Source organism: Rhizobium indicum (assembly GCF_005862305.2).
Lineage (GTDB): Bacteria > Pseudomonadota > Alphaproteobacteria > Rhizobiales > Rhizobiaceae > Rhizobium > Rhizobium indicum.
On the sequence record NZ_CP054023.1, the window covers coordinates 130,610 to 152,591 of the forward strand.

At 60.3% G+C, this 21,982-nt stretch carries 19 protein-coding genes and 1 pseudogene; 5 read left to right on the plus strand and 15 right to left on the minus strand.

Going from position 1 to position 21,982, the window contains the following annotated elements; translation table 11 throughout:
* Positions 1-53: 53 nt before the first annotated feature.
* Complete coding sequence (locus FFM53_RS30360; RefSeq protein ID WP_138389620.1) at positions 54-1,256, plus strand: ROK family transcriptional regulator; 1,203 nt, start codon at positions 54-56, stop codon at positions 1,254-1,256.
* Positions 1,257-1,291: 35 nt separating this feature from the next.
* Here FFM53_RS30360 and FFM53_RS30365 read toward each other — a convergent pair whose 3' ends face one another.
* Positions 1,292-2,206, minus strand: coding sequence for a DMT family transporter (locus FFM53_RS30365; RefSeq protein WP_138389619.1), 915 nt, complete (start codon positions 2,204-2,206; stop codon positions 1,292-1,294).
* A gap of 154 nt (positions 2,207-2,360) precedes the next feature.
* Here FFM53_RS30365 and FFM53_RS30370 point away from each other — a divergent pair, with 154 nt between their 5' ends.
* Positions 2,361-3,224: a helix-turn-helix domain-containing protein gene (locus FFM53_RS30370; RefSeq protein ID WP_484573301.1), complete on the plus strand. Its 864-nt coding sequence runs from the start codon at positions 2,361-2,363 to the stop codon at positions 3,222-3,224.
* Positions 3,225-3,328: 104 nt separating this feature from the next.
* Here the strand turns inward: FFM53_RS30370 and FFM53_RS30375 are convergent, their stop codons facing one another.
* Together FFM53_RS30375 and FFM53_RS30380 are read right to left on the minus strand one after the other, a co-directional pair.
* The gene (locus tag FFM53_RS30375) at positions 3,329-4,330 is read right to left on the minus strand and encodes an NADP-dependent oxidoreductase (protein WP_138389618.1); all 1,002 of its coding nucleotides are present in this window, start codon (positions 4,328-4,330) and stop codon (positions 3,329-3,331) included.
* Between the two features lie 50 nt (positions 4,331-4,380).
* Positions 4,381-5,196: an oxidoreductase gene (locus tag FFM53_RS30380; RefSeq protein WP_138389617.1), complete on the minus strand. Its 816-nt coding sequence runs from the start codon at positions 5,194-5,196 to the stop codon at positions 4,381-4,383.
* A gap of 90 nt (positions 5,197-5,286) precedes the next feature.
* Here FFM53_RS30380 and FFM53_RS30385 point away from each other — a divergent pair, with 90 nt between their 5' ends.
* Positions 5,287-5,748 (plus strand): winged helix-turn-helix transcriptional regulator, encoded by a 462-nt coding sequence (locus tag FFM53_RS30385; RefSeq protein ID WP_138389616.1) that lies wholly within the window; start codon positions 5,287-5,289, stop codon positions 5,746-5,748.
* A 96-nt stretch (positions 5,749-5,844) separates the two neighbouring features.
* On the opposite strand, the gene FFM53_RS30390 is transcribed toward FFM53_RS30385, so the two are convergent.
* Genes FFM53_RS30390 through FFM53_RS30420 form a run of 7 tightly spaced genes read right to left on the minus strand, consistent with a single transcriptional unit; the run spans position 5,845 to position 13,702 of the window.
* Entirely contained in the window at positions 5,845-7,866 is a 2,022-nt protein-coding gene (locus tag FFM53_RS30390; protein WP_138389615.1) for a beta-N-acetylhexosaminidase, read from the minus strand.
* Between the two features lie 37 nt (positions 7,867-7,903).
* Positions 7,904-8,374 (minus strand): GNAT family N-acetyltransferase, encoded by a 471-nt coding sequence (locus tag FFM53_RS30395; protein WP_138389614.1) that lies wholly within the window; start codon positions 8,372-8,374, stop codon positions 7,904-7,906.
* A gap of 11 nt (positions 8,375-8,385) precedes the next feature.
* Positions 8,386-9,312, minus strand: coding sequence for an ABC transporter ATP-binding protein (locus FFM53_RS30400; protein ID WP_138389613.1), 927 nt, complete (start codon positions 9,310-9,312; stop codon positions 8,386-8,388).
* A complete protein-coding gene (locus tag FFM53_RS30405; RefSeq protein WP_138389612.1) occupies positions 9,309-10,124 on the minus strand; it encodes an ABC transporter ATP-binding protein in 816 nt (271 codons plus the stop codon). Before FFM53_RS30405 ends, FFM53_RS30400 begins: the two co-directional genes overlap by 4 nt.
* Entirely contained in the window at positions 10,121-11,023 is a 903-nt protein-coding gene (locus FFM53_RS30410) for an ABC transporter permease (RefSeq protein ID WP_138331443.1), read from the minus strand. Before FFM53_RS30410 ends, FFM53_RS30405 begins: the two co-directional genes overlap by 4 nt.
* Positions 11,023-12,003 carry an ABC transporter permease gene (locus tag FFM53_RS30415; RefSeq protein WP_138389611.1) on the minus strand — a complete coding sequence of 327 codons (981 nt, stop codon included), beginning with the start codon at positions 12,001-12,003 and terminating at the stop codon, positions 11,023-11,025. Before FFM53_RS30415 ends, FFM53_RS30410 begins: the two co-directional genes overlap by 1 nt.
* A gap of 19 nt (positions 12,004-12,022) precedes the next feature.
* Complete coding sequence (locus FFM53_RS30420) at positions 12,023-13,702, minus strand: ABC transporter substrate-binding protein (RefSeq protein ID WP_138389610.1); 1,680 nt, start codon at positions 13,700-13,702, stop codon at positions 12,023-12,025.
* Positions 13,703-14,086: 384 nt separating this feature from the next.
* On the opposite strand from FFM53_RS30420, the gene FFM53_RS30425 reads away from it, so the two are divergent.
* Positions 14,087-14,995, plus strand: a complete 909-nt coding sequence (locus tag FFM53_RS30425) for a flagellin N-terminal helical domain-containing protein (protein WP_029874829.1) — start codon at positions 14,087-14,089, stop codon at positions 14,993-14,995.
* A gap of 237 nt (positions 14,996-15,232) precedes the next feature.
* Positions 15,233-16,774: a DHA2 family efflux MFS transporter permease subunit gene (locus tag FFM53_RS30430; RefSeq protein ID WP_138389609.1), complete on the plus strand. Its 1,542-nt coding sequence runs from the start codon at positions 15,233-15,235 to the stop codon at positions 16,772-16,774.
* A gap of 177 nt (positions 16,775-16,951) precedes the next feature.
* On the opposite strand, the pseudogene FFM53_RS30435 reads toward FFM53_RS30430, so the two are convergent.
* The 5 genes and pseudogenes from FFM53_RS30435 to FFM53_RS30455 all read right to left on the minus strand — a co-directional run bounded on the left by FFM53_RS30435 (position 16,952) and on the right by FFM53_RS30455 (position 21,699).
* Positions 16,952-18,263, minus strand: a pseudogene (locus FFM53_RS30435) (MFS transporter).
* A gap of 297 nt (positions 18,264-18,560) precedes the next feature.
* Positions 18,561-18,857, minus strand: a complete 297-nt coding sequence (locus FFM53_RS30440) for a PRC-barrel domain-containing protein (RefSeq protein ID WP_138331448.1) — start codon at positions 18,855-18,857, stop codon at positions 18,561-18,563.
* Positions 18,858-19,080: 223 nt separating this feature from the next.
* Positions 19,081-19,341: a hypothetical protein gene (locus FFM53_RS30445; protein ID WP_138389874.1), complete on the minus strand. Its 261-nt coding sequence runs from the start codon at positions 19,339-19,341 to the stop codon at positions 19,081-19,083.
* A 47-nt stretch (positions 19,342-19,388) separates the two neighbouring features.
* Complete coding sequence (locus tag FFM53_RS30450; protein ID WP_138389607.1) at positions 19,389-20,177, minus strand: DNA polymerase III subunit epsilon; 789 nt, start codon at positions 20,175-20,177, stop codon at positions 19,389-19,391.
* Positions 20,178-21,030: 853 nt separating this feature from the next.
* The gene (locus FFM53_RS30455) at positions 21,031-21,699 is read right to left on the minus strand and encodes a hypothetical protein (RefSeq protein ID WP_138389606.1); all 669 of its coding nucleotides are present in this window, start codon (positions 21,697-21,699) and stop codon (positions 21,031-21,033) included.
* Positions 21,700-21,982: the final 283 nt, after the last annotated feature.

The window sequence follows — 21,982 nt, forward strand, 5'->3', positions numbered from 1 at the left end:
CATCGGTGTTCGTCTTGTGACAAGGGTGACGCACCATTTCCTTTGAAGGCGACATGAAGGCGATCTCCGGCACGAATCTCGAGCAGGCCAAGTCTCACAACCGGCGTGTGGTGATCGAGGCTGTCCGCACGAACGGTCCCTTGTCGCGTGCGGCGATCGCCCGGATGACGGCGCTGACCGCCCAGACTGTGTCCAATATCGTCGAGGAACTGGAGAGATCCCACCTTCTCGTCCCGTCCGAGGCGCAGAAGCTGGCGCGCGGCCAGCCGATCATCCCCTACACCATCAATCCGCGCGGCGCCTATTCGATCGGCCTCGAACTTGGCCGCCAGCGCGCAAGTGGGATCCTGACGGATCTCTCCGGCGCCGTTTGCGCGCGCATCGAGCGCCACGTCGAACATCCGGATCCGCAACGGGCCATGCCGGCTCTCCAAGCCATCGTCGAGGATCTTCAGCAAGCCTTCGCATTCGACCGGAATAGGCTGCTCGGCGTCGGGATGGCCCTGCCCGGCCGCTATGCCGATGGCGGCACCACCTCTCTCAGCCCGCTGAACCTGCCCGGCTGGCAGGATTTTCCCGTTGGGCACGAGCTGGAACAGCGGGTAAAAGTGCCGGTGCTGGTCGAGAACGATGCGACGGCAGCAGCGATCGGCGAGCGTCTTCATGGTGTCGCCCGCGGTTTGGGCAGCTTCGTCTATCTGTTTCTCGCCGGCGGCGGGGGCATCGGCGCCGGAATGTTCCTCGACGGCCACCTCTACAAGGGTAGCCGCAACAATGCCGGCGAGATCGGGCATATTATCGTCGAACCGCATGGCAAGCTCTGCAGCTGTGGCAAGCGCGGCTGTCTGGATCGCTACGTCTCGCCGGCCGTTGCCTATGAATACATGGGCATTGCCAAGGCCGAGGAGCTGTCGCCCGACGATCTCGACGCGCTGATCGCCAAGGGCAGCGAAGGTCTCGACGCCTGGCTGGATCAGGCCGTCCAGCCGCTACGGCAGACCGTCGATTTTCTGGAACTGGCCTTCGATCCGCAGACCATCGTACTCGGAGGCAGCATCTCGACGTCGCTGATGCTTCGGCTTGCAGAGCGGCTGGAGCCGTTGCACACCCCGATCGACCCTAATCAAAAACGGGCGGTGCCCCGTGTCATGATCGGCACGACCGGCAAGGATACGGCAATCCTCGGCGCCGCCGCCCTGCCGATCTTTTCCGAAACCAATCCGCGCTTCGACGTCCTGCAAAAGCCGCTCGGCTAGCTACCTTCGCCCGGGAGATTGCCGAGGCCGGCCTCTCATCCGCCTGCCGGCAGCCTCGCCTCTGACTGCGGCGGGCGACGGGCTAGAGGTGGCGCAAAGATGACCACATTCCCGAGAAGCGTCAGCGCCAGGCCGAGCAGGCCTAGGCCGGTCCAGTGGTAGCCCTCGAAGACCGTCGACAATGACAGGGCGACGATCGGGAACAGGACGGTAGCATAGGCGGCGCGTGAGGAGCCGATGCGGGACACCAGCATGAGGTAGGTGGTGAAGCCGATCACCGATCCGATGGCCGCGAGATAGAGCAGCGCGGCAAGATAGGTGATGTTGGGCGGTGCCACGATCGGCGTTTGCGTCACGGCAATCAGGAACAGGAGGATGATCGTGCCATAGGTCATCCCCCAGGCATTGGCGGTCAGCGGTGAGATTCCGACCGCGCTGTTTCGACGCGATGCCATATTGCCCAGCGAGAAGAACAGCGTGCCAAGCGCTGCGAGCCCGATCCCTTTCAACGTGCCCATATCGAAATCGACGACAACGTCCGGTCCGAAAAGGAGGAGAAGGCCGGTTGCTCCGAGCGCCGCTGCGAGAAGCGTGCGGCCTGTAATGCGGTCGCCGAAGAAGAGGCGCGCATTGACGGCATTGTAGATCGTTGCGAGCGAGAAGATCACGGAGATCAGCCCGGACGGGATAGAGGCGGCGGCGTTGTAGAAGCAGATGAAATTGAGGCTGAACAGGCAGAGCGCTTGCGCAAGGATGAAAGGTTGATCGCGCAAGGCAGGGAGCTTGAGCCGCCGCATGACGGCCAGGATGGTGACCAGGATCACTGCTGCCACCGCAAATCTGTAAAAGACCGAGACCAAGACCGGCACGGGACCGACCTGCATCGCAATGGCGATCCAAGTCGTCCCCCATATGAGGACGGTCGCGATGAAGAGAGCGGCATTTGCCATGGAGTGATCCTCGTTTTCCCGACCAATAGGCGAACCGTGCGCAGGCCTCTTGCAGATTCTTGCTATCAAATCGATTTGCCCGGACTTCCGGCTCGCCATGCGGGTCGACCGCCGGTATTGTTCGCGCGGCATGGTCAGGTGTGGGGAAGAATTGGTGAAAGATAGCCGCCTCTCGGTTTTCAGGTTTTTGTCCGCATCTCCCACTGCACGGATGTCACAGTCCATCGATTTGGGTTTCGGGCGATCAGCTGCAATCTGGAGCAATGCACAGGACAGGATGAGCTATGAGCGGCCAAACGGTCATACGTTCAGTCTTTATCTCAGGGGCGGCGCCGGAACGCGTCGTCTGGATGGCAGCCCCGGCGCGCGCGGCCGTCCGGGGGTCCTGTGCATCATGCCACAGGAGCACTCATCCGCATGGGAAATCACCGAATTCTCCGAATTCGTCCATCTGTATCTTCCCGACGATCAGATGCGCCGGATGTTTGCTGAGACGTTTGACCGCGATGCTCGGCTCATGGCTCTTCCCGAAGTAACCTTCGCCGATGCACCCGCCTTGGCGCACACGCTTCGGCAGATGACGAAAGCGATGTTGGCGGGCGGCCATCTGCTGGCTGAGGAAGCGATGACGCAGGCGATCAACGATTTCTTCGTTGATCCGCGTTATGGAGGAATGCGTCCCTGCGCGATCAGCGGCGGGCTTGCTCCTCATGTGCGGCGCCGGAGTCTGGAGTATATCGAGGCCCATCTCGGTGAGACAATCCGCTTGCAGGATCTGGCGGCGATCGGGCAGCTCAGCGCGTTTCATTTTCAGCGGATGTTCCGGGCAAGCTACGGTGTGTCTCCGCATGGCTGGGTGGCCCACCGGCGTGTCGAGCGCGCCAAATCGATGTTATCAGACATGGACCCAATAGCGCAGATCGCTTCGGCCTGCGGCTTCAGCAGCCAGAGCCACATGACACGGGCATTTAAGTTGGGCACAGGCATCACACCCTCTGCCTACCGGCAACGACAGTGAAGCCCCTTCGCTCGACCGCACTTCTCTTTTCCGAAGCCAATCCGCGCTTCGGCGTCCTGCAAAAGGCGCTTGGCTAGGCCGAGGGCTCTTCGGCCTTCCAGACCTCACTTCACCGCGATGACGACTTTCCCCTTGACGCGGCCTGTTTCCACATAGTCCAGCGCCTCGTTGGTCTTCTCGAACGGGAAGGCCCGGTCGATGATAGGGCGGATGGCGCCCGCCTCGATCAGCGCGGTGATCTTGCCGAGTTGCGCGCCGTTTGCCGTCATGAAGAGGAAGGAATAGCCGATCCCCCGGCGTTTCGATTTCCGCCGGATGCCGAAGCTCAAGAAGCGCATGACCTGCTGCAGCAGCCAGCCGAAGCCGTTTTCCCTCGCGAAATCGGGATCGGGCGGACCCGATATCGAGATCAGCTTGCCGCCGGGCTTCAGGACGGCGAGCGATTTCTCCAGCGTATCCTTGCCGAGGCTGTTCAGCACGACGTCATAGCCCTTCAGCACCTTTTCGAAGTCGTCCTTCTTGTAGTCGACCACCACGTCCGCGCCGAGGCTTTTCACCAGATCGATATTTGCCGTGCTCGCCGTTGTCGCCACATGAGCGCCGAGATGCTTGGCAAGCTGGATCGCGATGGTGCCGACGCCGCCGGAACCCGCATGGATCAGCACCCTCTGGCCTTTCTGCAGCTTGGCGCGCTCGACCAGCGCCTGCCATGCGGTCAGCGCCACAAGCGGAATGGATGCGGCCTCTTCCATGCTGAGATTGGCGGGCTTCAGCGCAACATCGGCAGCGTCGATGGCGATATACTCGGCGAACGTGCCAATGCGATCCTGATCAGGACGCGCATAGACCTCGTCACCGGGTTTGAATTGCCGGACATTGGCGCCCACCCGGACCACGACGCCGGCGACATCGTTGCCGAGCACCAGCGGAAGCCGGTAGGGCAGGATGAGTTTGAACTCTCCGTCCCGGATCTTGGCATCCAGCGGGTTCACGCTGGCGGCATGGATCTCGACCATGACGTCGTTCTTGCGCAGCTGCGGTTCAGGGCTCTGGCCGAGCCTGAGGGCGCCACCTTTCTTGTAGCGATCGATCAGGAATGCTTTCATGAGGGCGAACTTTCGTTTCTGGGATGAGCCGGCAATGCGGCAAGGCAGGCTCAAGCGGGAAGTTTGTTGAATTTCCGGAGGCTCTTGTCGACGAAGGACTCGGGCAGGAAGCGGCGGATGAAGCGCACCTGGCCTGCTGCTTTCCCGGCCGTGTAGCGTCTCTTCGGCGAGGCCGCATTGGCGGCCCGGATGACGGTTGTGGCGACCACCTCGGGCGCATCGCCTTTTGAGACGATCTCGCGCATCAGCTTCTCCGCGTCGGCGCGCACTGCGTCATAGACGGCAAGCGGCCGGTCGGGGCGCGTGATGTTCTCCTCGAAGGAGGTGCGGGTGACACCCGGTTCGACGAGCACGACGCGGATGCCCTGTGTGCGCACTTCATGATCGAGGGATTCCGAATAACCTTCGACCGCGTGCTTGGTCGCTGCGTAGAGCGCGTTGAAGGGCGCCGGGATCAGCCCAAGGATCGAGCTCAGGTTGATGATCCGACCGCCGCGCTGCCGCCGCATCACCGGCAGCACCGCATTGGTCATGCGCATCGTGCCGAAGACGTTGACGTCGAATACGGCTTTGGCCTGCGCCGTCGTCGATTCCTCGGCGCCGCCGAGCAGGCCGATTCCGGCATTGTTGACCAGAAGATCGATCCGTCCCGTGCGTTTTAGAACCTCGTCGACGACGCTCTGCACGGACTGATCGTCGATGACGTCGCAGACCAGCATGGTGATCCCATCGGCGGTGTCGGCCATCGGCTTTCGGCTGGTGCCGAACACCCGGTAGCCGTCGCGCCGCAGCGCCTTCGCCGTCACCAGCCCGATGCCGGAGGAAGCCCCGGTGACCAGGGCAATGCCGCGTTCTCTTTTGCTCATTGACGTCTGCCTTCGTTTTTGTCGTGGAACATCCATGCGCATTCTGTTACTATCAAATCGATAGCAAGTCACTACTAAAAAGATACTGACATGAAGAATCTTTCCGAACAACCCTGCCTGATCGCCCGCAGCCTGGCGCTCGTCGGCGATGCGTGGAGCATGCTGATCATGCGCGACGCCCATGCGGGGCTGACCCGCTTCGATGAATTTCGCAAAAGCCTCGGCATCGTCCCGACAATGCTGACGGGGCGGCTGTCATCGCTGACCGAGGAAGGATTGCTGGAAAAGCGTCGCTATTCCGAGCGTCCGCCGCGCGACGAATATGTGCTGACGGAAGCCGGCCGCGACTTTCTGCCGGTGCTGTTTGCGATCGGCGCCTGGGGCCGCAAGCACCGCGGCGGCGGTGCAGTCACCCGCTTCTTCGACGCCGAGACCGGAACGGAGATCGATCCCGTCACCATCGACCGCGCGACCGGCGCGGAGATTGGAACACGTCCTATTCGTATCGCCGCACCCGAATGTCAGCTGCCAGCGGCAGATGAACGCACCTGACAACACCCGTTGAAAGCGATGTCAGTATCCTTGCCATCGCCGCCTCCGGTGATGGCAAGGGTGATCCTTAAATCAAAATCCAGCCCGATCCGGGCGCTAAGACTGCTGCAGCCCGTAGAGCAGCGGCATCAGTCCTGCGAGCGCCCTGAAACGCTCCCACGACTTGGATGACGGCTTCGTCCAACCCGTTTCGGCAAGCGCGGAAAGGCGCGGGAAGACGAGGCGGTCGAAAACGGCCCGATCCGTCATCGGCTCGGACCAGATGCAGGCCTGGATGCCGAGGAGTTTCTGTTTCTGGCTCGCCGTCCAGCCGCCGATGGGGTCGAAATTGTAGAGCTTCTCGGCATCCGAAGTCCCCGCCCAGCTGGCGCCGGGCTCGTCCCAGTCGGGCCTGAGCGCCATGTCGAGGTAATAGACCTGTCCGGGGCAGACGACTATCTCGTAGCCGCGCTCGGCAAGTTCGGCCGAGACCTCGACATTGCGCCAGCTGCAGAGATAGCTCTTGGATTTGTCGATGACATCGCCGTGGGCCGCCTCTTCCCAGCCGCCGGTGATGCAGCCCTTGCTCGCAAGGAAGCGCTGGACGCGGTTCAGGAATTCCGCCTGCAGGATGGCGGCACCCGAGCCGTGGATGTCGTCGGCGCCATGGGTATTGGTCACGACGTTCAGCCGCTTGGCATGTGCATCGGCAACCTCGTCGCCCGCCACGCTACGCAGGCGTTCGAGCGCTTCCGGCGAACCGGACCATGCACCAAGCGGAACCTCGTCGGCGCCGAGATGGATGATCTTGAACGGAAAGAGCTCGATGAGTTCGGAGAGGATCGTCTCGATGATCTCATAGGTCTTCTCGCGGGCCGGATTGATGCAATTGTCGGGAAAGCCCTGAACCGAATAATAGCTGCCGACCTCGGCTGGATCGCGCAGTTCCGGTATTGCCTGCAGCATGGCGTAGCAATGGCCGGGGACATCAATCTCCGGCACGATCTCCACGCCGAAGCTCTTGGCATGGGCGACGATCTCGCGGATGGCAGCCTTGGTGTAGTAACCGCCGGTGCGGGCCGGGCTCGAACCGAGCAGCGGCGGAACGGCAAGGCCGTGGCCACGCCAGGCGCCGACCGCGGTCAAATCAGGATAGGCGTCGATCTCGACGCGCCAGGCTTCGTCGTCGGAAAGATGCCAGTGGAAGCGGTTGAGCTTATTCCAGGCAAGCACCGCCAGCAGCTTCTTGACTTCAGCCGCGCCATAGAACTGGCGGGCGACGTCGAGATGCAGGCCGCGCCAACCCATCGACGGCTCATCGACGATCTCGCCGGAGGCCGGAAACTGGAAGACCTCGGGATGCAGCCTTGCACCGCGCCAGATCTGGCCGAGTGTGACGAGGCCGTAGAGGAAGCCGGTCTGGCTGCTTGCCTCGATCGTGATCGTCTCACCCTCGAAGCTCAGCCGATAGGCCTCTGGCCCGAAGCCGGCGGCATCCTTCAGGGCAACCGGAACCGCGCCTTCCGCCTCGCTCCGCACGATGCCTTCGACGGCGAAGAGATGCTCGACCAATGCTGCGAAACTGCGGGCTGCCGCCTCCCCTTCAGCGCTCTGCGCCTGCGGCGCAAAACCGGCCGGCAAGGGCCGACGGGAAGTGACCGCCACATGGTTCGGCCAGGGAATGATCGACACCTGAACGGGCGCATTGACCGGCACCGGAAAGATCTCGGCGCCACGCTTCAGCGGCGCATTGCTGACCGAAGATCGCGTCGGCTCTATGGTGAGCAGGATCGTGCTGCCGTCGGAAAGCGCGAGATAGCCGCTCGTCGCGCCGTCCGTCCAGTGACGGAACTGCCAGCTCAGCGCGTAGACCGAGATCGTCCACGTCTCGCCGGCGCCGAGAACGAAATTGGCCGGCGGCTGGAATTCGGTGAAATTCGAGAGCCGCTGCGAGACAGTGGCGCCTTCGACGCGCCCGGCCGGATCGACACGACCTGGGCCGCTCACGCACAGCGAAAAATTCGAAAGCGGCTCGGTGCCGAGGTTCTTGAGGCGCAGGACGTAGGTAAATTCCTTGCCGTCCGCAGGCGGATTCCAAAGGGTTTCAAGCCGCAGGGTTTTCGGTCGCGATGTGGGCATGGTCACTTTTTCCTTTTGAAGATCGGGCTTTTACAAATCAGGTCTTGAGCATTCCGGCGTAAATGCCGGGAGCGGAATTGGGGATCGGCACGGCTCCGACCGCCTTTTCGTAAAAGGCCGAGGGGCCGACGTCGCCGATGATCGCATAGGCATAGCCCATCGCTTTCAGGTCGTTCAGGCTGGCAAAAAGCAATGCCCGGCCGATGCCGAGCCCGCGAAGGCCTTCGTCGACGCCGGTCGGTCCGAAGAAGCCGCGCGCCGTCGCTTCATGGCAGGAAAAACCGACGAGCTTCTGCTCGCGCGTGGCGATGAAGCAGGTCGGCGGTTGGCGGGTCATCGCGACGGACGCCTCGCTCGCCCATCCCTCACCGAATTGTTCTGCGATCCAGCCAGTGATCAGCCGGAATTCCGGCGGCAGAGCCCGGCGGATCGTCACACCCTCGCGTGCCATTCGTTCGGGCGACTGCGTGTCTGGCGGCAGGGTGGAGAGGTTAACGAGATAGTCCACTTTGCCATCCTTCAGCTGGAAACGCCGAGTGCGCGTATGAAATGGTTGGAGCCGACCTGCTCGATGACAGCCGATTCCGGACGGCTGAGCGAGCGTACCTTTTCCGCCTGTTCGAGGAAACGCGCGCTTCCGCCGGTCACGAACGGCCGGCTGCCATCCGGAACGGCCGAAAGCAGCAATTTTGTATAGGGATGGCGCGGATCGGACAGAACCGTATCGGTGTCGCCCCATTCGACCATCTGGCCGGCGAACATGACGACGATCTCCTCGGCCACATGTGCGGCCGTCGCAATGTCGTGGGTGATATAGAGCAAGGCCAGGTCATTTTCCCGTTTCACCGTCGCGAGCAGATCGAGAATGTCCTTGCGGATGGAGACATCGAGCATCGAGGTCGGCTCATCGGCCACCAGCACGCTCGGCGCAACGGCAAGCGCGCGCGCGATATTCACCCGCTGCCGCTGGCCGCCCGAGAGTTCATGCGGGAATTTCTGCCTGGTCAAATCAGGTTCCAGCCCGACGCTTGTCAGCAGGCGGGCAATCTCTTCGGCAAGATCCGCCCTGGAGCCGCTCTGCCGGTGCAATTGCAGCGGCCGCGCCAGATGATGGCTGACCGTAAAGGCCGGGTTGAGCGATGAGAACGGATCCTGGAAGACCATCTGCACCTCCCTGCGATACTGATGCTCATCTTTTGCCTCGCCGCGGACGGTCAGATCCTGCCCGCGGAAAAACAGCCTGCCGCCCGTCGGTTTGTCCAAGCGCGCGATGATGCGGGCGCAGGTCGTCTTGCCGCAGCCGGATTCGCCGACCAGCGCCAGGGCCCGACCGGGAAAGAGCGAGAAGGACACACCTTTCAGCGCCTGTACCGGGCCGAAATTACGCGTGAGATCTTCGAGCCGGATCACGGCTTCAGCGACCACAGGATTTGTCTCCGCCTTCATGCCAAGACTCCCGAGTGATGCGGATTGCCTGGAAGCTGCGGAATGGCATTCCAAAGCTTGCGGGTATAATCGTGCAGCGGCGCCTGGGCGACCTGGCGCACGTCCCCCACTTCCACGAGTTCGCCCTTCAGCATGACACCGATGCGCTGGCAGAGCTGCGCCATCAGATGCAGGTCATGGGTGATGAAGAGCACCGAGAAACCATAGGTCCGCTGCAGATCGACGACCTGCTCGAGGATCTCCCGCTGCACGACCACGTCGAGGGCCGTCGTCGGCTCGTCCATGATGATAAGCTCGGGTCTCAGCGCCAGGCAGATGGCGATGACGATGCGCTGACGCATGCCGCCGGAGAACTGGTGCGGGTAATCGCCGATGCGATGCGTGGGAATGCCGACAAGGCGGAACATTTCCTCGCCGCGAGCCCTTGATTCCTCATGCGAGCAGCCTGTGTGTCGTCGCAGAACGTCATGGAACTGCGCCTCGACCCGCATCAGCGGATTGAGCGAATTCATCGCGCTCTGGAAGACCATGCCGATGCGCTTCCAGCGGATTCTCTGCAACTCGCGTTCCGGCAGCCTCAGGAGATCCTGTCCATCGAGCCTTATGCTGCCGCCGCTGATCCAGGCAGGCGCCTTGGAAAGACGCGTGATGGCATAGGCGATCGTGCTCTTGCCGCAGCCGGATTCACCGGCCAGCCCGAAGATCTCGCCACGGCCGATATTGAAGGAGACATCCTTGACGGCGCGGAACTCTCCCTTGTCGACGAGGTAGTCGACATTGAGCTTGTCGATTTCCAGAAGATTGTCGCTCATCGGCCAAGCTCCAATTCTCTGTTGCGGGCGCGGGTGAGGCGGAACCAGCGTGTCAGCGCCGGGCCGGAGCGAAGCTGCGGATTGGCGATCTCGTCGAAGGTGAAATTCAAAAGCGCAAGGCCAAGGCCGGTGAGCGCGATGCCTGCCGCGGGCACCCCAATATCCCACCAGGCGCCGACCATGATCGCCGAGGAATTCTGGGCGTTGTAAAGCATGGTGCCCCAGGAGACCTTCAAGGGATCCCCGAAGCCGAGATATTCGAGCGTCGTCTGGGCAACGATGGCGTAGATGATGCTGCCGACGAGATTGATGCCGATCAGCGTCGTCAGGTTCGGCAGGATCTCCACGAAGATGATGCGCCAGGCGGGCTCGCCGATCATCTTGGAAGCCGTGACGAAATCACGATTGCGAAGCGCCATCGTCTGTGACCGTGTCATGCGGGCGCCCCAAGGCCAGGAGGTCAGCGCGATGATCGACATGATCGCCATCGGCCCGACCGTGCCGGCGAAGGAGGCGAGCAGGATCAGCAACGGCATGTTCGGGATGACCAGGACGGCATTCGTCGCAAGATCGAGCACCGCATCGGTCTTGCCGCCAGCATAACCGGCGACGAGGCCGATGGCCGTGCCGACAATGGTGATGGCAATGCCCGTGGCAAAGCCGACGGAGAGAGAGCTGCGGGCGCCCCAGACGAACTGGCGATAGACATCCCGCCCCATCTTCGTGGTGCCCATGACATGTTCGATCGACGGCGGTTGGTGCGAGCGTCCGACACGCGCTCCGGGCTCGCCGGGCGCAATGATCGGCGCAAACAACGCCATCAGCCACAGGGCAACAATGATGACGAGGCCGGCCAGGGCTTTCTTCTGGCGGAGGATAGACCGTAGCCCGAAGCCCATTATACGGCCTCCCGCAATCTGGGATCGACGAGCCCGTAAATGATGTCGACGAGGAAATTGGCGCCGAGCGTCGCGAGTGTCATCAGCAGCAGCTGTCCCTGGATGACCGGGTAATCGCGGGCGATGCTCGCGGTATAGAGCGTCAGTCCCAGGCCGGGATAGTTGAAGACGATCTCGGTGACGATCGAGCCGCCAAAGACGGCGCCGAGCATCAGCGCCAGGTTGGTCAGCACCGGAAGCATGGCATTGCGGGCGCCGTAGCCGAACATGACAGTGAGATGGCTGAGCCCCTTGGCGCGCCCCATGGTCACATAGTCCTCGCCGAGCACCGAGATCATCGACGAGCGCATCGTCGTCTGGAATTCGCCGATCAGGAACGGCGAGAGCGTCAGCACCGGCAGGATCGCATGGGCGAAGACGCTGCCGATGAAGGTGAAATTGAAGGCGGGATCGAGGTTCGGATCGTAGGCATAGCCCACGGGAAACCAGCGCAGCGAGACCGCGAAGACGAAAAGCGTCGTCAGCGCCACGATGACAGGCGGCACCGAAATCATGATCACGGAGAGCGGCGAGACGATCGTGTCGAAGCGCCCGCCGCGACGCCAGGCCGAGACCGCGCCAAGCACGACACCGACGCAGAGCGAAAAGATGATCGCGGTCGTCACGAGAAAGACCGTCCAGAGCGTCGACCGGCCAAGAACCTGGACGACGGTCTGGGGATAATATTTGACCGAGACGCCGAGATCCAAGGTCGCAAGCCCCTTGAGGTAATCGACGAATTGCCAGAGCATCGGCTGGTCGACCGCGCCGAAGCGCGCCTTGATCGCCTCGACGGCGGCAGGTGTCGCCCGCGGACCTAGCTGGGCGACCATAGCGTCGACCGGACTCCCCGGCATGAGCCGGGGAAGAATGAAGTTCACGACGATGGCGAACGCCAGGGCGACCGCATAGACGCCGAGGCGCCGGCTCGAAATGCGCATTTCCGCTCCCTCGCGAGGCTCAACTGACCGGCTTGAGGCGCAGCAGATGCATCAGGCGCATGCGGTTGTTGTCATGATCCTCGGGGTTCATGACGGGATCCTTGTCGGTGACCCAGCCGGTGAAGCGCTTGCTGGAGAACTGATACCAGGTCGGCCCGTTGAACACCGGCACGACGGGGAAGTCGTCGGCGATCAGCAGCTGGATGTCGTTGAAGATCTTCTTGTGATCGTCCTCCGATGTTGCCTTCAGATACAGATCGAAAAGGGCGTCCAGCTTCGGGTTCGAATAGCGCGAGGGCGCGCCGGTGATGCGCCCGCCATAAGCGGTCGACAGGTTCTGGTAATAGCCGCGGAACGGCGTTGCGCCATCGGCGCGGGAGTTCATGACGACCTCGAAGCTGCCGTCGATGAGCTGCTTGCGCCACTGTTCATATTCCGGGGTCGCGACCGACGCGTTGATGCCGGCGGCGCGCAATCCTTCGACGGCGATCTGCACCGCATCGATCCAGTCGGTCCAGCCGTTCGGAACGATAATCGCGAAGGCGATCGGCTTGCCGCTCGGCGTCGTGCGGAAGCCGTCTGCACCCTTCTTGTAGCCGGCATCGTCGAGGATCTTGTTGGCTTTCTCGGTATCGAAACCCATGAAGGCGTCCTTGTCGCCTTCGGCGCCCTTGTTGCGCCAGGTCTCGAAGCGTGGCGGCAGGCCGGTCGCATGTTCGTTGACGACGGGATAGCCGAAGCCCGCAATATCGACCATCGACGTGCGATCCATGGCGAGGCTGAAGGCATGGCGGAAGTTCAGGTCCTTATAGGCCTCGAGATTGCCTTCATTGCCGCTCTTGAAATTCATCTGGAAAGCGACGGTCTCGGCCGGCGGCTGCCAATAGCCGTTATGGTCGGGATCGAGCGCCACGAAGGTCTTGTCGATCTGGGGAATGAAGGAGCCGATCCAGTCCATGTTGCCTTCCGGCAGGATCGCAAGCATCTGGTCGTTGCCCGAGATCTGCGGCAGCCTGAGGCAATCGACATGCAGCGAGGCGGCATCCCAGTAGTTCGGGTTGCGGCATTGCTCGTAGACCTGCGGCGTGAAACGGCGCAGCTCCGTCATCGGGCCGGACCCCACAGGCTTCTCGTTCTTGAAGGCGACCGGATCGGAAACATCCTTCCAGATATGCTCGGGAACGACGGCGAGGTCGGCGAGCGTTTCCGGAAAATCGGAATTCACCGCCTTGAGATCGATCTTGACTTGGGTTGCCGACGGCGCCTCGACGGAGGCAACGGTCTCGCCGACGCCGACGCCGACGGTGTCGAGTGCGGCGTTCTTGAGCATGAGATCGATCGTGTATTTCACATCGGCCGACGTCAGCGGCTGACCGTCCGACCATTTCAGGCCTGATCGCAGCGTATAGGTGACGGATTTCATATCCTCGGAAAATTTATAGTCGGTCGCCAGACGAAACACCGGCTTGCCGCCATCCTCCGCATTGAAGATGACCAAGGGTTCGTAGATGAAATCCATGGTGCTCTGCCGGCGGCCGGCAAGGTCGAACGGATTGAAGTTCTGCACCCAGCTGGACTGCTCCTCGATATGTATCGTCAGCACCGACTCTGCGGATGCACTGCCCGCCGCGAAAGCGACAAGCACTGCCCAGCCGGCACGCATGGAAATGTCACGGAATACGCGCTTGCTCGATCTCATCCCAACGTTCCCTTGTTCTTTATTTTTGAAGTCAATCAAATTGATTTAATATTGATAGTCAGTTTCCCGCCGACACGTCAATTGCCGATTGGAAATTTCTGCAGCGCCGCCGGATCGGCTCTCCGCAGACATTAACTGGGCATGACCTTCACCCAAAAGATGGCCGCCCAACCGAGCAGCCGAGCCATCGCATCACATTTCTGCAAAAAGATATCGCCGCGCCCCTTGGCGTTAACGATTAAGGTACTTTTAAGTACCATAATTGACCCAACGATGGCGAATTGACCTTCCCGAACACGGGTCGATAAGCATGAGGCTGCTCGCCACGGCCCGGATTCACCCGGGATGCAACACATCCAACTTCATGAACGGGTCGAATTTCCAATGACGAGCATCAATACGAACAATTCAGCGATGGCTGCCCTTCAGACGCTGCGCAGCATCAATTCCAATCTCGAGACGACGCAGAACAGTGTCTCTACCGGCTACCGGGTCGACACCGCATCCGACAACGCCGCCTATTGGTCGATCGCAACCACGATGCGGTCCGACAACAAGGCGCTCTCCGCCGTGTCCGACGCCCTTGGCCTCGGCGCAGCAAAGGTCGATACTGCCTATACGGCAATGGAAAATGCGATCGACGTCGTCGACGAGATCAAATCCAAGCTTGTGGCAGCGACTGAAGACGGTGTCGACAAATCAAAGGTCCAGGAAGAAATCACGCAGCTTCAGAATCAGCTGCTGAGCATCGCCCAGTCAGCGTCGTTCTCTGGTGAGAACTGGGTCGCGGGCGAAAGCGGCACGAAAAGCGTCGTGTCGTCCTTTGTTCGCGATGGCTCCGGCGCCGTTTCCGTTAAAGTGACGGATTATGCCCTGGATACCAGCTCCACGGGCAACGTGTTGTTCGGCATGAGCAGCGGGACGATCGATACCGCGTCCGGCATCCTCGGAACGGTGGACGCAAATGGCGATTCCGTCTATTCGCTCGACATTACCGACTTCACCACCGGTCAGATCCAGTCGGCGCTGTCGACTATCGAATCCGCGCTGTCGGCAATGACCTCTGCCGGTGCGCAGCTGGGTTCGATCTCGACGCGCATCGAACTGCAGGAAGACTTTGTCGGTGCGCTGTCGGATTCCATCGAGTCGGGCGTGGGACGGCTGGTCGACGCCGACATGGAGGAGGAGTCGAGCAGGCTGTCTGCCTTGCAGACACAACAGCAGCTGGCGATCCAGTCGCTATCGATCGCGAATTCGTCGTCGCAGAATATCCTGTCGCTCTTCCGCAGCTAAGCCCCGGACAAATAGGACGCTCGGACCAAATCCGTTGAACGGAGGATCGAGCCTGACCTACCCGGTCAGGCTCGATCGCAATTGGGGATGGAAATGCCTACAGCGCCGCTGTCTTTCAGACGCCGCGCTGCATCACTTTGAATTGCTGCATATTTTACTCTCGATCGATTCCGATTTAAGGAATTCTGCAGTAGTCTTCGCACCCTGGGCGGAGAATGCAGCGCGGGGGATCATCGCATGTCGGAACGACTTGAATCTGCCCGCCCTGATGAAACACCCGCCATCGTCTGGCTCGGCTTCATGGCGATGTGCGTCGGCATGTTCATGGCGATCCTCGACGTCCAGGTGGTGGCGACATCGCTGCCGACCATCCAGTCGGCGCTGGATATCGATCCGGATCAGATGAGCTGGATACAGACGGCCTATCTCATTGCCGAAGTGGTGGCGATCCCGCTCACCGGCTTCTTGACGCGGCTTCTGACGATGCGATGGCTGTTCGTTACCGCCATCTGCCTGTTCGTCGCAGCCTCCGCCGGCTGTGCAATGAGCGGCAGCTTCGGTGAGCTGGTCGCCTGGCGGGTGCTTCAGGGTTTTTCCGGCGGAACCCTGATCCCCTCGGTGTTTTCGGCTGTGTTCATTCTCTTTCGGAACGAGCGCCAGGCGCTTGCGACGACGATCGCCGGCGTTCTCGCGGTTTTGGCCCCGACCGTCGGACCGATCGTCGGCGGATGGCTGACTGAGACCTATTCCTGGCACTGGCTGTTCCTGATCAACATCCTTCCAGGCATTGCCTCGGCAATCCTGGCGGCACGGTCCCTGCCGAGGCAGGCGACCGATCCGTCCGAACTCAGGCATCTCGACGGCCTGTCGCTTCTGCTGATGGCAACCTCGCTGACGAGCCTGGAACTCAGCCTGAAAGAGGCGCCGACGAGCGGCTGGATCTCGGCCTATGTCCTAAGTCTGCTGGCGGTCTGCCTTGCGTCGGGAGGTGTCTTCATCTGGCGAACGCTGCGCAGAGACCGGCCGATCGTCGATCTCGGAAATTTCGGCGATCGAAACTTTCTCGTCGGTTCGGTTCTGAGCTTCGTGCTCGGCATCGGCCTCTTCGGCTCGGTCTATCTCATGCCGGTCTTTCTCGCTTTCATCAGAGGACACGACGCCCTTCAAATCGGCATGACGATGCTGGTCACCGGCGTCGCGCAATTGATCACGGCGCCGATCGCGGTCGCGCTGGAGAAGCGGATGGACGCGCGCGTGCTGTCGGCCGCCGGTTTCGCGCTCTTTGCGATCGGTGTCGGGATGAGCGCTTTTCAGGACCCTCGTTCGGATTATGACGCGATGTTCTGGCCGCAGGTCGTGCGCGGCGTCGCCATCATGTTCTGCCTGCTGCCACCGACGCGACTGGCGCTCGGCACTCTGCCGCCAGACCGCATTCCCGACGCGAGCGGACTTTTCAACCTGATGCGCAACCTCGGCGGGGCCATCGGCATCGCGCTGATCGACACCATCATCTACACGCGCTCGGAGCCGCTGGGACAGGGCCTCTGGACCCGCCTTCAAGCCGGCGACGTCGAGGCCGCGACATTCGTCGGCGCACCTCTCCAGACCATATCCGGGCATAGCGGCAGCTTCGACGCGGATACCACGGCGCTGCTCGATCCGCTGGTCCAGACCGCGGCAAGCGTCCAGGCAATCAACGAGGCCTGGATGGTAATTGCCGTCCTGACCGGCTGCGCCCTGCTCTCAGTGCCCTTTGCCAGGCGGCCAACGTCAACGTGAAAACCAGGGTTGACGAAACCGCTCTAAGAGAATCAACTAAGTTGTTGAAAAACCTGGAGCCGAGACTGCAATGGTGCCACCAGCTGTCAGTCTCGCCGCAAAAATTTATTCTGCGACAAGGTCGAACCTACCCTCCGCCATCCCGAGATGGAGGCCAACGCATCGGTCAAGCGGCTTCTAGGCTAGCGTAGCACTGCGTGTCTCTGCATCGATGAAATAGGCTGCAGCACCTGCCAACAGCAGCAAAGCAGCGAAAATCCCGATGACCAGGCCGAAATCTTTAGTCACAAAAAGACCGATCAACGATGGCGCAAGTAGCCCTCCAAGCCGAGCCATAGCACCGGCGGCACCCATTCCGGTTGCCCTAGATGCAGTGGGATAAAGCTCTGGCGTATAGGCGTAGAGTGCACCCCACGTACCAAGTAGCGCGAAACTCATGATTAGCAGTGACGACGCTACCAAGAGTGCGGATGAGCCGACGACGAACAAAATGGATCCCATCGCAGAAAGGATGCAAAATGCCACAAGCGTTGGACGCCGCCCCCATTTTTCGACGCCGTAGGCAGCGAGCGCATACCCAGGAAGCTGGGCAAGCGCGATCAGCACAAGAAAACCGTAGCCTCGAACGAAGCCAAAGCCGTCCCCGGCAAGTTTCGGAGGTATCCAGGTGAAGACGCCATAGTAAGAAATGGACACCAGAAACCAAACCGCGAGGATCAAAAGGGTTCGACGCCGCAGAGCGTGGGAGAATATTCCGATACTACGCGTCGTTGTCGCAGGCGCGATGTCAACCTCTTGTCCCAGAGCACTGCGGCCATTCACCAGGGCCATCCGGTCGATGATCGCCTTTGCTTCTCCACCCCTTCCCTTGCGCAGAAGATAGAGCGGCGATTCCGGCACGAAAAACCGCAGACCGAAACCGATAATCGCCGGGACCGCTGTTACGGCAAAGATCAATCGCCAGGCTTCGGCCACGTTCCAGAGACTGAGCAGCCAGGCTGCAAGTGCGACAACCAGAGTTCCGACGGCCCAGAAACCCTCCAGCAGCACCAGCCACCTGCCTCGGTTCTTCGCCGGTAGGAATTCGGCCATCATCGCATAGTCCACCGGCAACGTCCCGCCGACTGCTGCACCGGTCAGGAAGCGCATGAACAGGAGGAACGTGAAGTCTGGCGCGAAAATTGACAGCGTGCCAAAGACGGCATCACAGGAGACAGTCGCGATCAAAACGCCGCGACGGCCGATCCTATCGGCAAGCCTACCAAACCCCATTGCGCCCAGAAACATGCCAAGGAAAAACACCGTGCCCGTTGAAGCGCCTGCGGCACCGTTAGTTCGAAGCTCGTGGCGATCGAAGCGGCTGTGAAGCCCACTGCGATGACCTGCATGGCGTCAGTGCCCAGACCAACCCGAAGATGGCCATCAGCCGTCCCTGATATCGTCCTGCCCCCGCGTGGTTGAGTGCATCGTCGATTGTGATTGTGGTCATTTGTTTTCCATACCCGGCTGCCGTGGTCCGCTCATAGCGCATTCAGCCCAAAAGGTCACAGCCGCAAGCCGCGATGGAGGTCGTCGCCGCGATATAAAGGCGAATCGACCGTCTCCTGTGATGGCACGATGTCTAATGGCCAAAGGTTTTCCGCGAGGTTCACGTCGGACGGTAAACCGCCCACTTGACCACTAGTGGCACCACCCTCCTATCCGACGGCATTGGCCTCGGTCTGTCCCAACCGCGATCCTGAAAAGCCCGATGTTGAGATCGGGCTTTTAACTTCCTCGCCGTGAATTAGTCTCGATGCTCAGGCATTTCTTTCAGCTGATCTTTTGTCCAGGACGTAACTGCGTGAACGTCGCCATCTTCATCTCGCATGAAGTCCAGATCGCTGATCGGCACGGAAACAGGTTTCGCGCCAATGCCGAGAACCCCACCGACGTCGATGACGACATTTGCGCTGGTGCCTGAACCGTGCACGTGGTCCACGCTTCCAACCTTGTCGTCATCTGCGCCGTAGACAGTAGCGCCTTCAAGGACTGCGGCCGTTAGTTCGTCGGTGCCCAGTCTTACGTGCTTGCTGTGGTCCATTTCAAACTCCTCCGTTCGAGCCCATGTGAAAGCCGCCGGGGGTGCTGTTTGTTCCTGTGTGAGGCTAATGGTTGACGCTCAAAGAGCTATCGGCCTTTGGGGACCGTTGTTGCTCCTCGTTGTTTAAGCTCCTGTAGATGAACGGTTAACTTGGCGAATGGCTTGAAATCGTCGGCCGTGCCGAGCCCCATGGCCCTATCGCGCATTCGTAGCGAAATCTAACCTACGATTTCGGCTTAAAGAACCTATCGGCTTCCTTCATCGCATTCTGCGCCGATCCGTACAGCGCGCTTACGGCATCGCGCATTTCGGCAAACGCCTGCATGGTTCGTGGCGAAATGTAATCGCCTCTTGCTTCAGCATTGAGCCGCAAAGCTCTCTCGCAATCGGCGGCAATTCTATCCAGCTCCGGGGAAACCCGATAGAGCCGTTCCAAAATGGCGTCGATGTCACCCTTGGCGCGTTCAGACATTCGTTCTGTCATCAAACCCTCACCGCTGTGTCCCTTCCCCTGCAGCAGCCGAAGAACTCCTAAAGCAGTGTTCCCTGCTCGGCTTCGTCAGCCACTTTTACGTCCGCGTCACCACGGCGGCGAAGTTCCGTCTCCGCGCTGAAGCGGACGTCGGTATCCCGATCGCGAGCGAACGCCTGCAATACCGCAATATCCACCCGATCCCAGCTTTTTCCACGCTCGGGGCCTGTAGGTACTCGTGGCAAAAGGCCCGGCTCGCTGCTCCATTTCACCAGTTGCTCGAAGGTGGATTCATTCAACATGTCCCGCAAATGATGTCCGGTTACGTACGCATCGGGCATTGCGCGGTGGGCGGGAAGACCGATCGCGTGCACCAGTCCCTCGGGCATACGCAGATACCGGAGCATCTGGTTGGAGAACCTCGGCAGTTCAGGCCACAGGCGAAGCGCGCATTTCCACGTACATATCCAGGCCGCTCCCCTGGAAAATCTGGGGGTGCAGTAGCGCTGCTCGAAACTTGCCCGATGTGCAGCCAGTGCGATCACTCCACCTTCCGGCCGTAAGACGCTTGCGGCAATTTCTTTCCAAAAAGGTGCCGTCGCGACCTCTGCGTCCACGATGTGATGTATTGCCATCGTCTCAGGAGAGATCGGTCGCCCTGGATTTATAAGCAATGATCCGCGCTCATCGTCAACCCGCCATCTCCCGTCATGGCCAAGCACGACGTCCTGCCAGCCGATCTCGCAAACATCATTCGGGCCATTCCCGGCTGTTTCGAGGTCAACGACCCGGATGCGAGATGCATGATCTACAGGTTTTGATAGGATCCCACTGCTCTCAATCAACATATTTAGTTATTTCGACCCGATGCCGTAAAAGTCCAGATATCACTCGGACATGATGCGACAGGCTGCTAACGATTGTCGACATGGTCGACGTGCTTAACCTGAGCGACATGGCTAAAAGAGGCCTGCTCCGCCACTAGCACCGATCATTTTGGAGAATTTTCCCAATGTTCCGTAAAATAACCGGGGCCACTTACCAGGCCCAGGAGATCGGACTTTACGCGACGGCGTCTCGCCTGTATTGCAGCACCACTTCAAATCGCCTGCCGACTTGTTGGTTTTCGCGCTTTGAGCAACAAAAAGGGCGCTCCCCGGAAACGGGTTGAGCGCCCTATAACTTTCCTCCATTGCAATCGTGTCTCGACAGCTCGCATATCGCCCGGGTCTCACACAAACTCTATCAATGACTGAATTGCGGTTTAGAACCGAGGCCAGCGCCTGGGACTTGGATGCCCGTCAATCAAACCCGGCGGCAACGCGTGATTTTCGCGGACAAAAAAAGAGGGCCGACGGAGAACCGCGGCCCATTAATTGTGAAGGTATAAACCTCCAGAGGGGAACAGCTGAAACGACGGAACTGGGAGGAAAGCCGTCGTGTTGCATCAGCTGTGATCACCATGCTCCTTTTTTGACCGGTTGGAAAACATTTTTTGTGCAATGCAGCTATGCAACAGCGGATCATCCAGCCGAAGTGGTCCGTGGAGGATGGCATCTTGAAGGCTCTCACCGCGACCTCTTGAACTCTTTAGAAGGCGTCGATCCGGAGCCGGACTAGGCCACAGAGAAACGAGCCATCCAATGATGAAGAGGCCATGCGTGCGATGCCTTTGATCGGGTTCGGCGATTTCGCTTGATTTTACTCGGCGTCGTCGTTCGCCTTTGGGAACAGTTGCAGCACATTTGACCCACTCGGGTGCGCGAGAGCGCGCGCCTTTGGGCGCCGCGAGTTGTTTTCTCCAGCCTTTTGGATAGCTGAAACGAGACCTTCCCGCTGGCGATAATAATCTGGCTTGGCAGGCAGGGTGAGGTCAAACTCTTCGAGCATACGCTCAATAATGTCCATCGCTTCAGCCGCCAGACCAGCATAACCTTCTTGGCGTCGCTCGAAGAAGCCATCGTATCCGGGCTTGGAAAGGTCGAGACTATCCAACGCATAAGAAAGGGTCTTCACTCGGTTCGACAACCACAAAATTTCTTCTGAAAGCTCGGTACTAAAAAGTCCCCAGTTCGCGTCGTGCGGAAGTGCAAGGGTTGGATCGCGAACGTGAAACGCGAATTCGCCTTCATCCATAGGATTGAACTCGGGCATGTCGTGAACGGCCGCGTAGCTGGCTCCGACAAAATCGTCTAGGGCCAGCACCGTCAGCATCGCTAGGTTTCTAACCTCGGCTTTCGGGCGTCGGTTGATCCTAGACTTCGCAAGTCGAATGACGATGGGAAGCAAGGAGCCAGCGGCTAAACCGCCAGCGCCGATGAACGCTCCCATTGCCATGATCCCTTGAGTGGTTTCGAAGAACTGCGTCAATAGTCACCTCGTTGAATGGGAGCTGCGAGTTGCGTCAAGAAGCACGCACAGACGGAATCAGCGCTTTCCGTCCCAGTTTGCCTTGAACTTAATTGATAGGGAACTCCGTTCCCGCCGTATGGCGCCATTGAGCAACCTGACGGCATCATCGTCTCCGGCGACCTCAGTTCCTTTGACGCCTTGGCAATGACCTCTCGGTGCAACTTTCGAATTGAAACATCAAGTGATATCGGCTGGCCTGTCTTTCAAGGACCTAATCGAGAACCGGCGATAGTGGTAAGAT

Bases quoted from the DNA above. Each gene is read 5' to 3' on its own strand.
- FFM53_RS30360 (WP_138389620.1), top strand. From the start codon at position 54: ATGAAGGCGATCTCCGGCACGAATCTCGAGCAGGCCAAGTCTCACAAC.
- FFM53_RS30365 (WP_138389619.1), bottom strand. From the start codon at position 2,206: ATGGCAAATGCCGCTCTCTTCATCGCGACCGTCCTCATATGGGGGACG.
- FFM53_RS30375 (WP_138389618.1), bottom strand. From the start codon at position 4,330: ATGAAAGCATTCCTGATCGATCGCTACAAGAAAGGTGGCGCCCTCAGG.
- FFM53_RS30380 (WP_138389617.1), bottom strand. From the start codon at position 5,196: ATGAGCAAAAGAGAACGCGGCATTGCCCTGGTCACCGGGGCTTCCTCC.
- FFM53_RS30385 (WP_138389616.1), top strand. From the start codon at position 5,287: ATGAAGAATCTTTCCGAACAACCCTGCCTGATCGCCCGCAGCCTGGCG.
- FFM53_RS30390 (WP_138389615.1), bottom strand. From the start codon at position 7,866: ATGCCCACATCGCGACCGAAAACCCTGCGGCTTGAAACCCTTTGGAAT.
- FFM53_RS30400 (WP_138389613.1), bottom strand. From the start codon at position 9,312: ATGAAGGCGGAGACAAATCCTGTGGTCGCTGAAGCCGTGATCCGGCTC.
- FFM53_RS30405 (WP_138389612.1), bottom strand. From the start codon at position 10,124: ATGAGCGACAATCTTCTGGAAATCGACAAGCTCAATGTCGACTACCTC.
- FFM53_RS30410 (WP_138331443.1), bottom strand. From the start codon at position 11,023: ATGGGCTTCGGGCTACGGTCTATCCTCCGCCAGAAGAAAGCCCTGGCC.
- FFM53_RS30415 (WP_138389611.1), bottom strand. From the start codon at position 12,003: ATGCGCATTTCGAGCCGGCGCCTCGGCGTCTATGCGGTCGCCCTGGCG.
- FFM53_RS30420 (WP_138389610.1), bottom strand. From the start codon at position 13,702: ATGAGATCGAGCAAGCGCGTATTCCGTGACATTTCCATGCGTGCCGGC.
- FFM53_RS30425 (WP_029874829.1), top strand. From the start codon at position 14,087: ATGACGAGCATCAATACGAACAATTCAGCGATGGCTGCCCTTCAGACG.
- FFM53_RS30430 (WP_138389609.1), top strand. From the start codon at position 15,233: ATGTCGGAACGACTTGAATCTGCCCGCCCTGATGAAACACCCGCCATC.
- FFM53_RS30440 (WP_138331448.1), bottom strand. From the start codon at position 18,857: ATGGACCACAGCAAGCACGTAAGACTGGGCACCGACGAACTAACGGCC.
- FFM53_RS30445 (WP_138389874.1), bottom strand. From the start codon at position 19,341: ATGACAGAACGAATGTCTGAACGCGCCAAGGGTGACATCGACGCCATT.
- FFM53_RS30450 (WP_138389607.1), bottom strand. From the start codon at position 20,177: ATGTTGATTGAGAGCAGTGGGATCCTATCAAAACCTGTAGATCATGCA.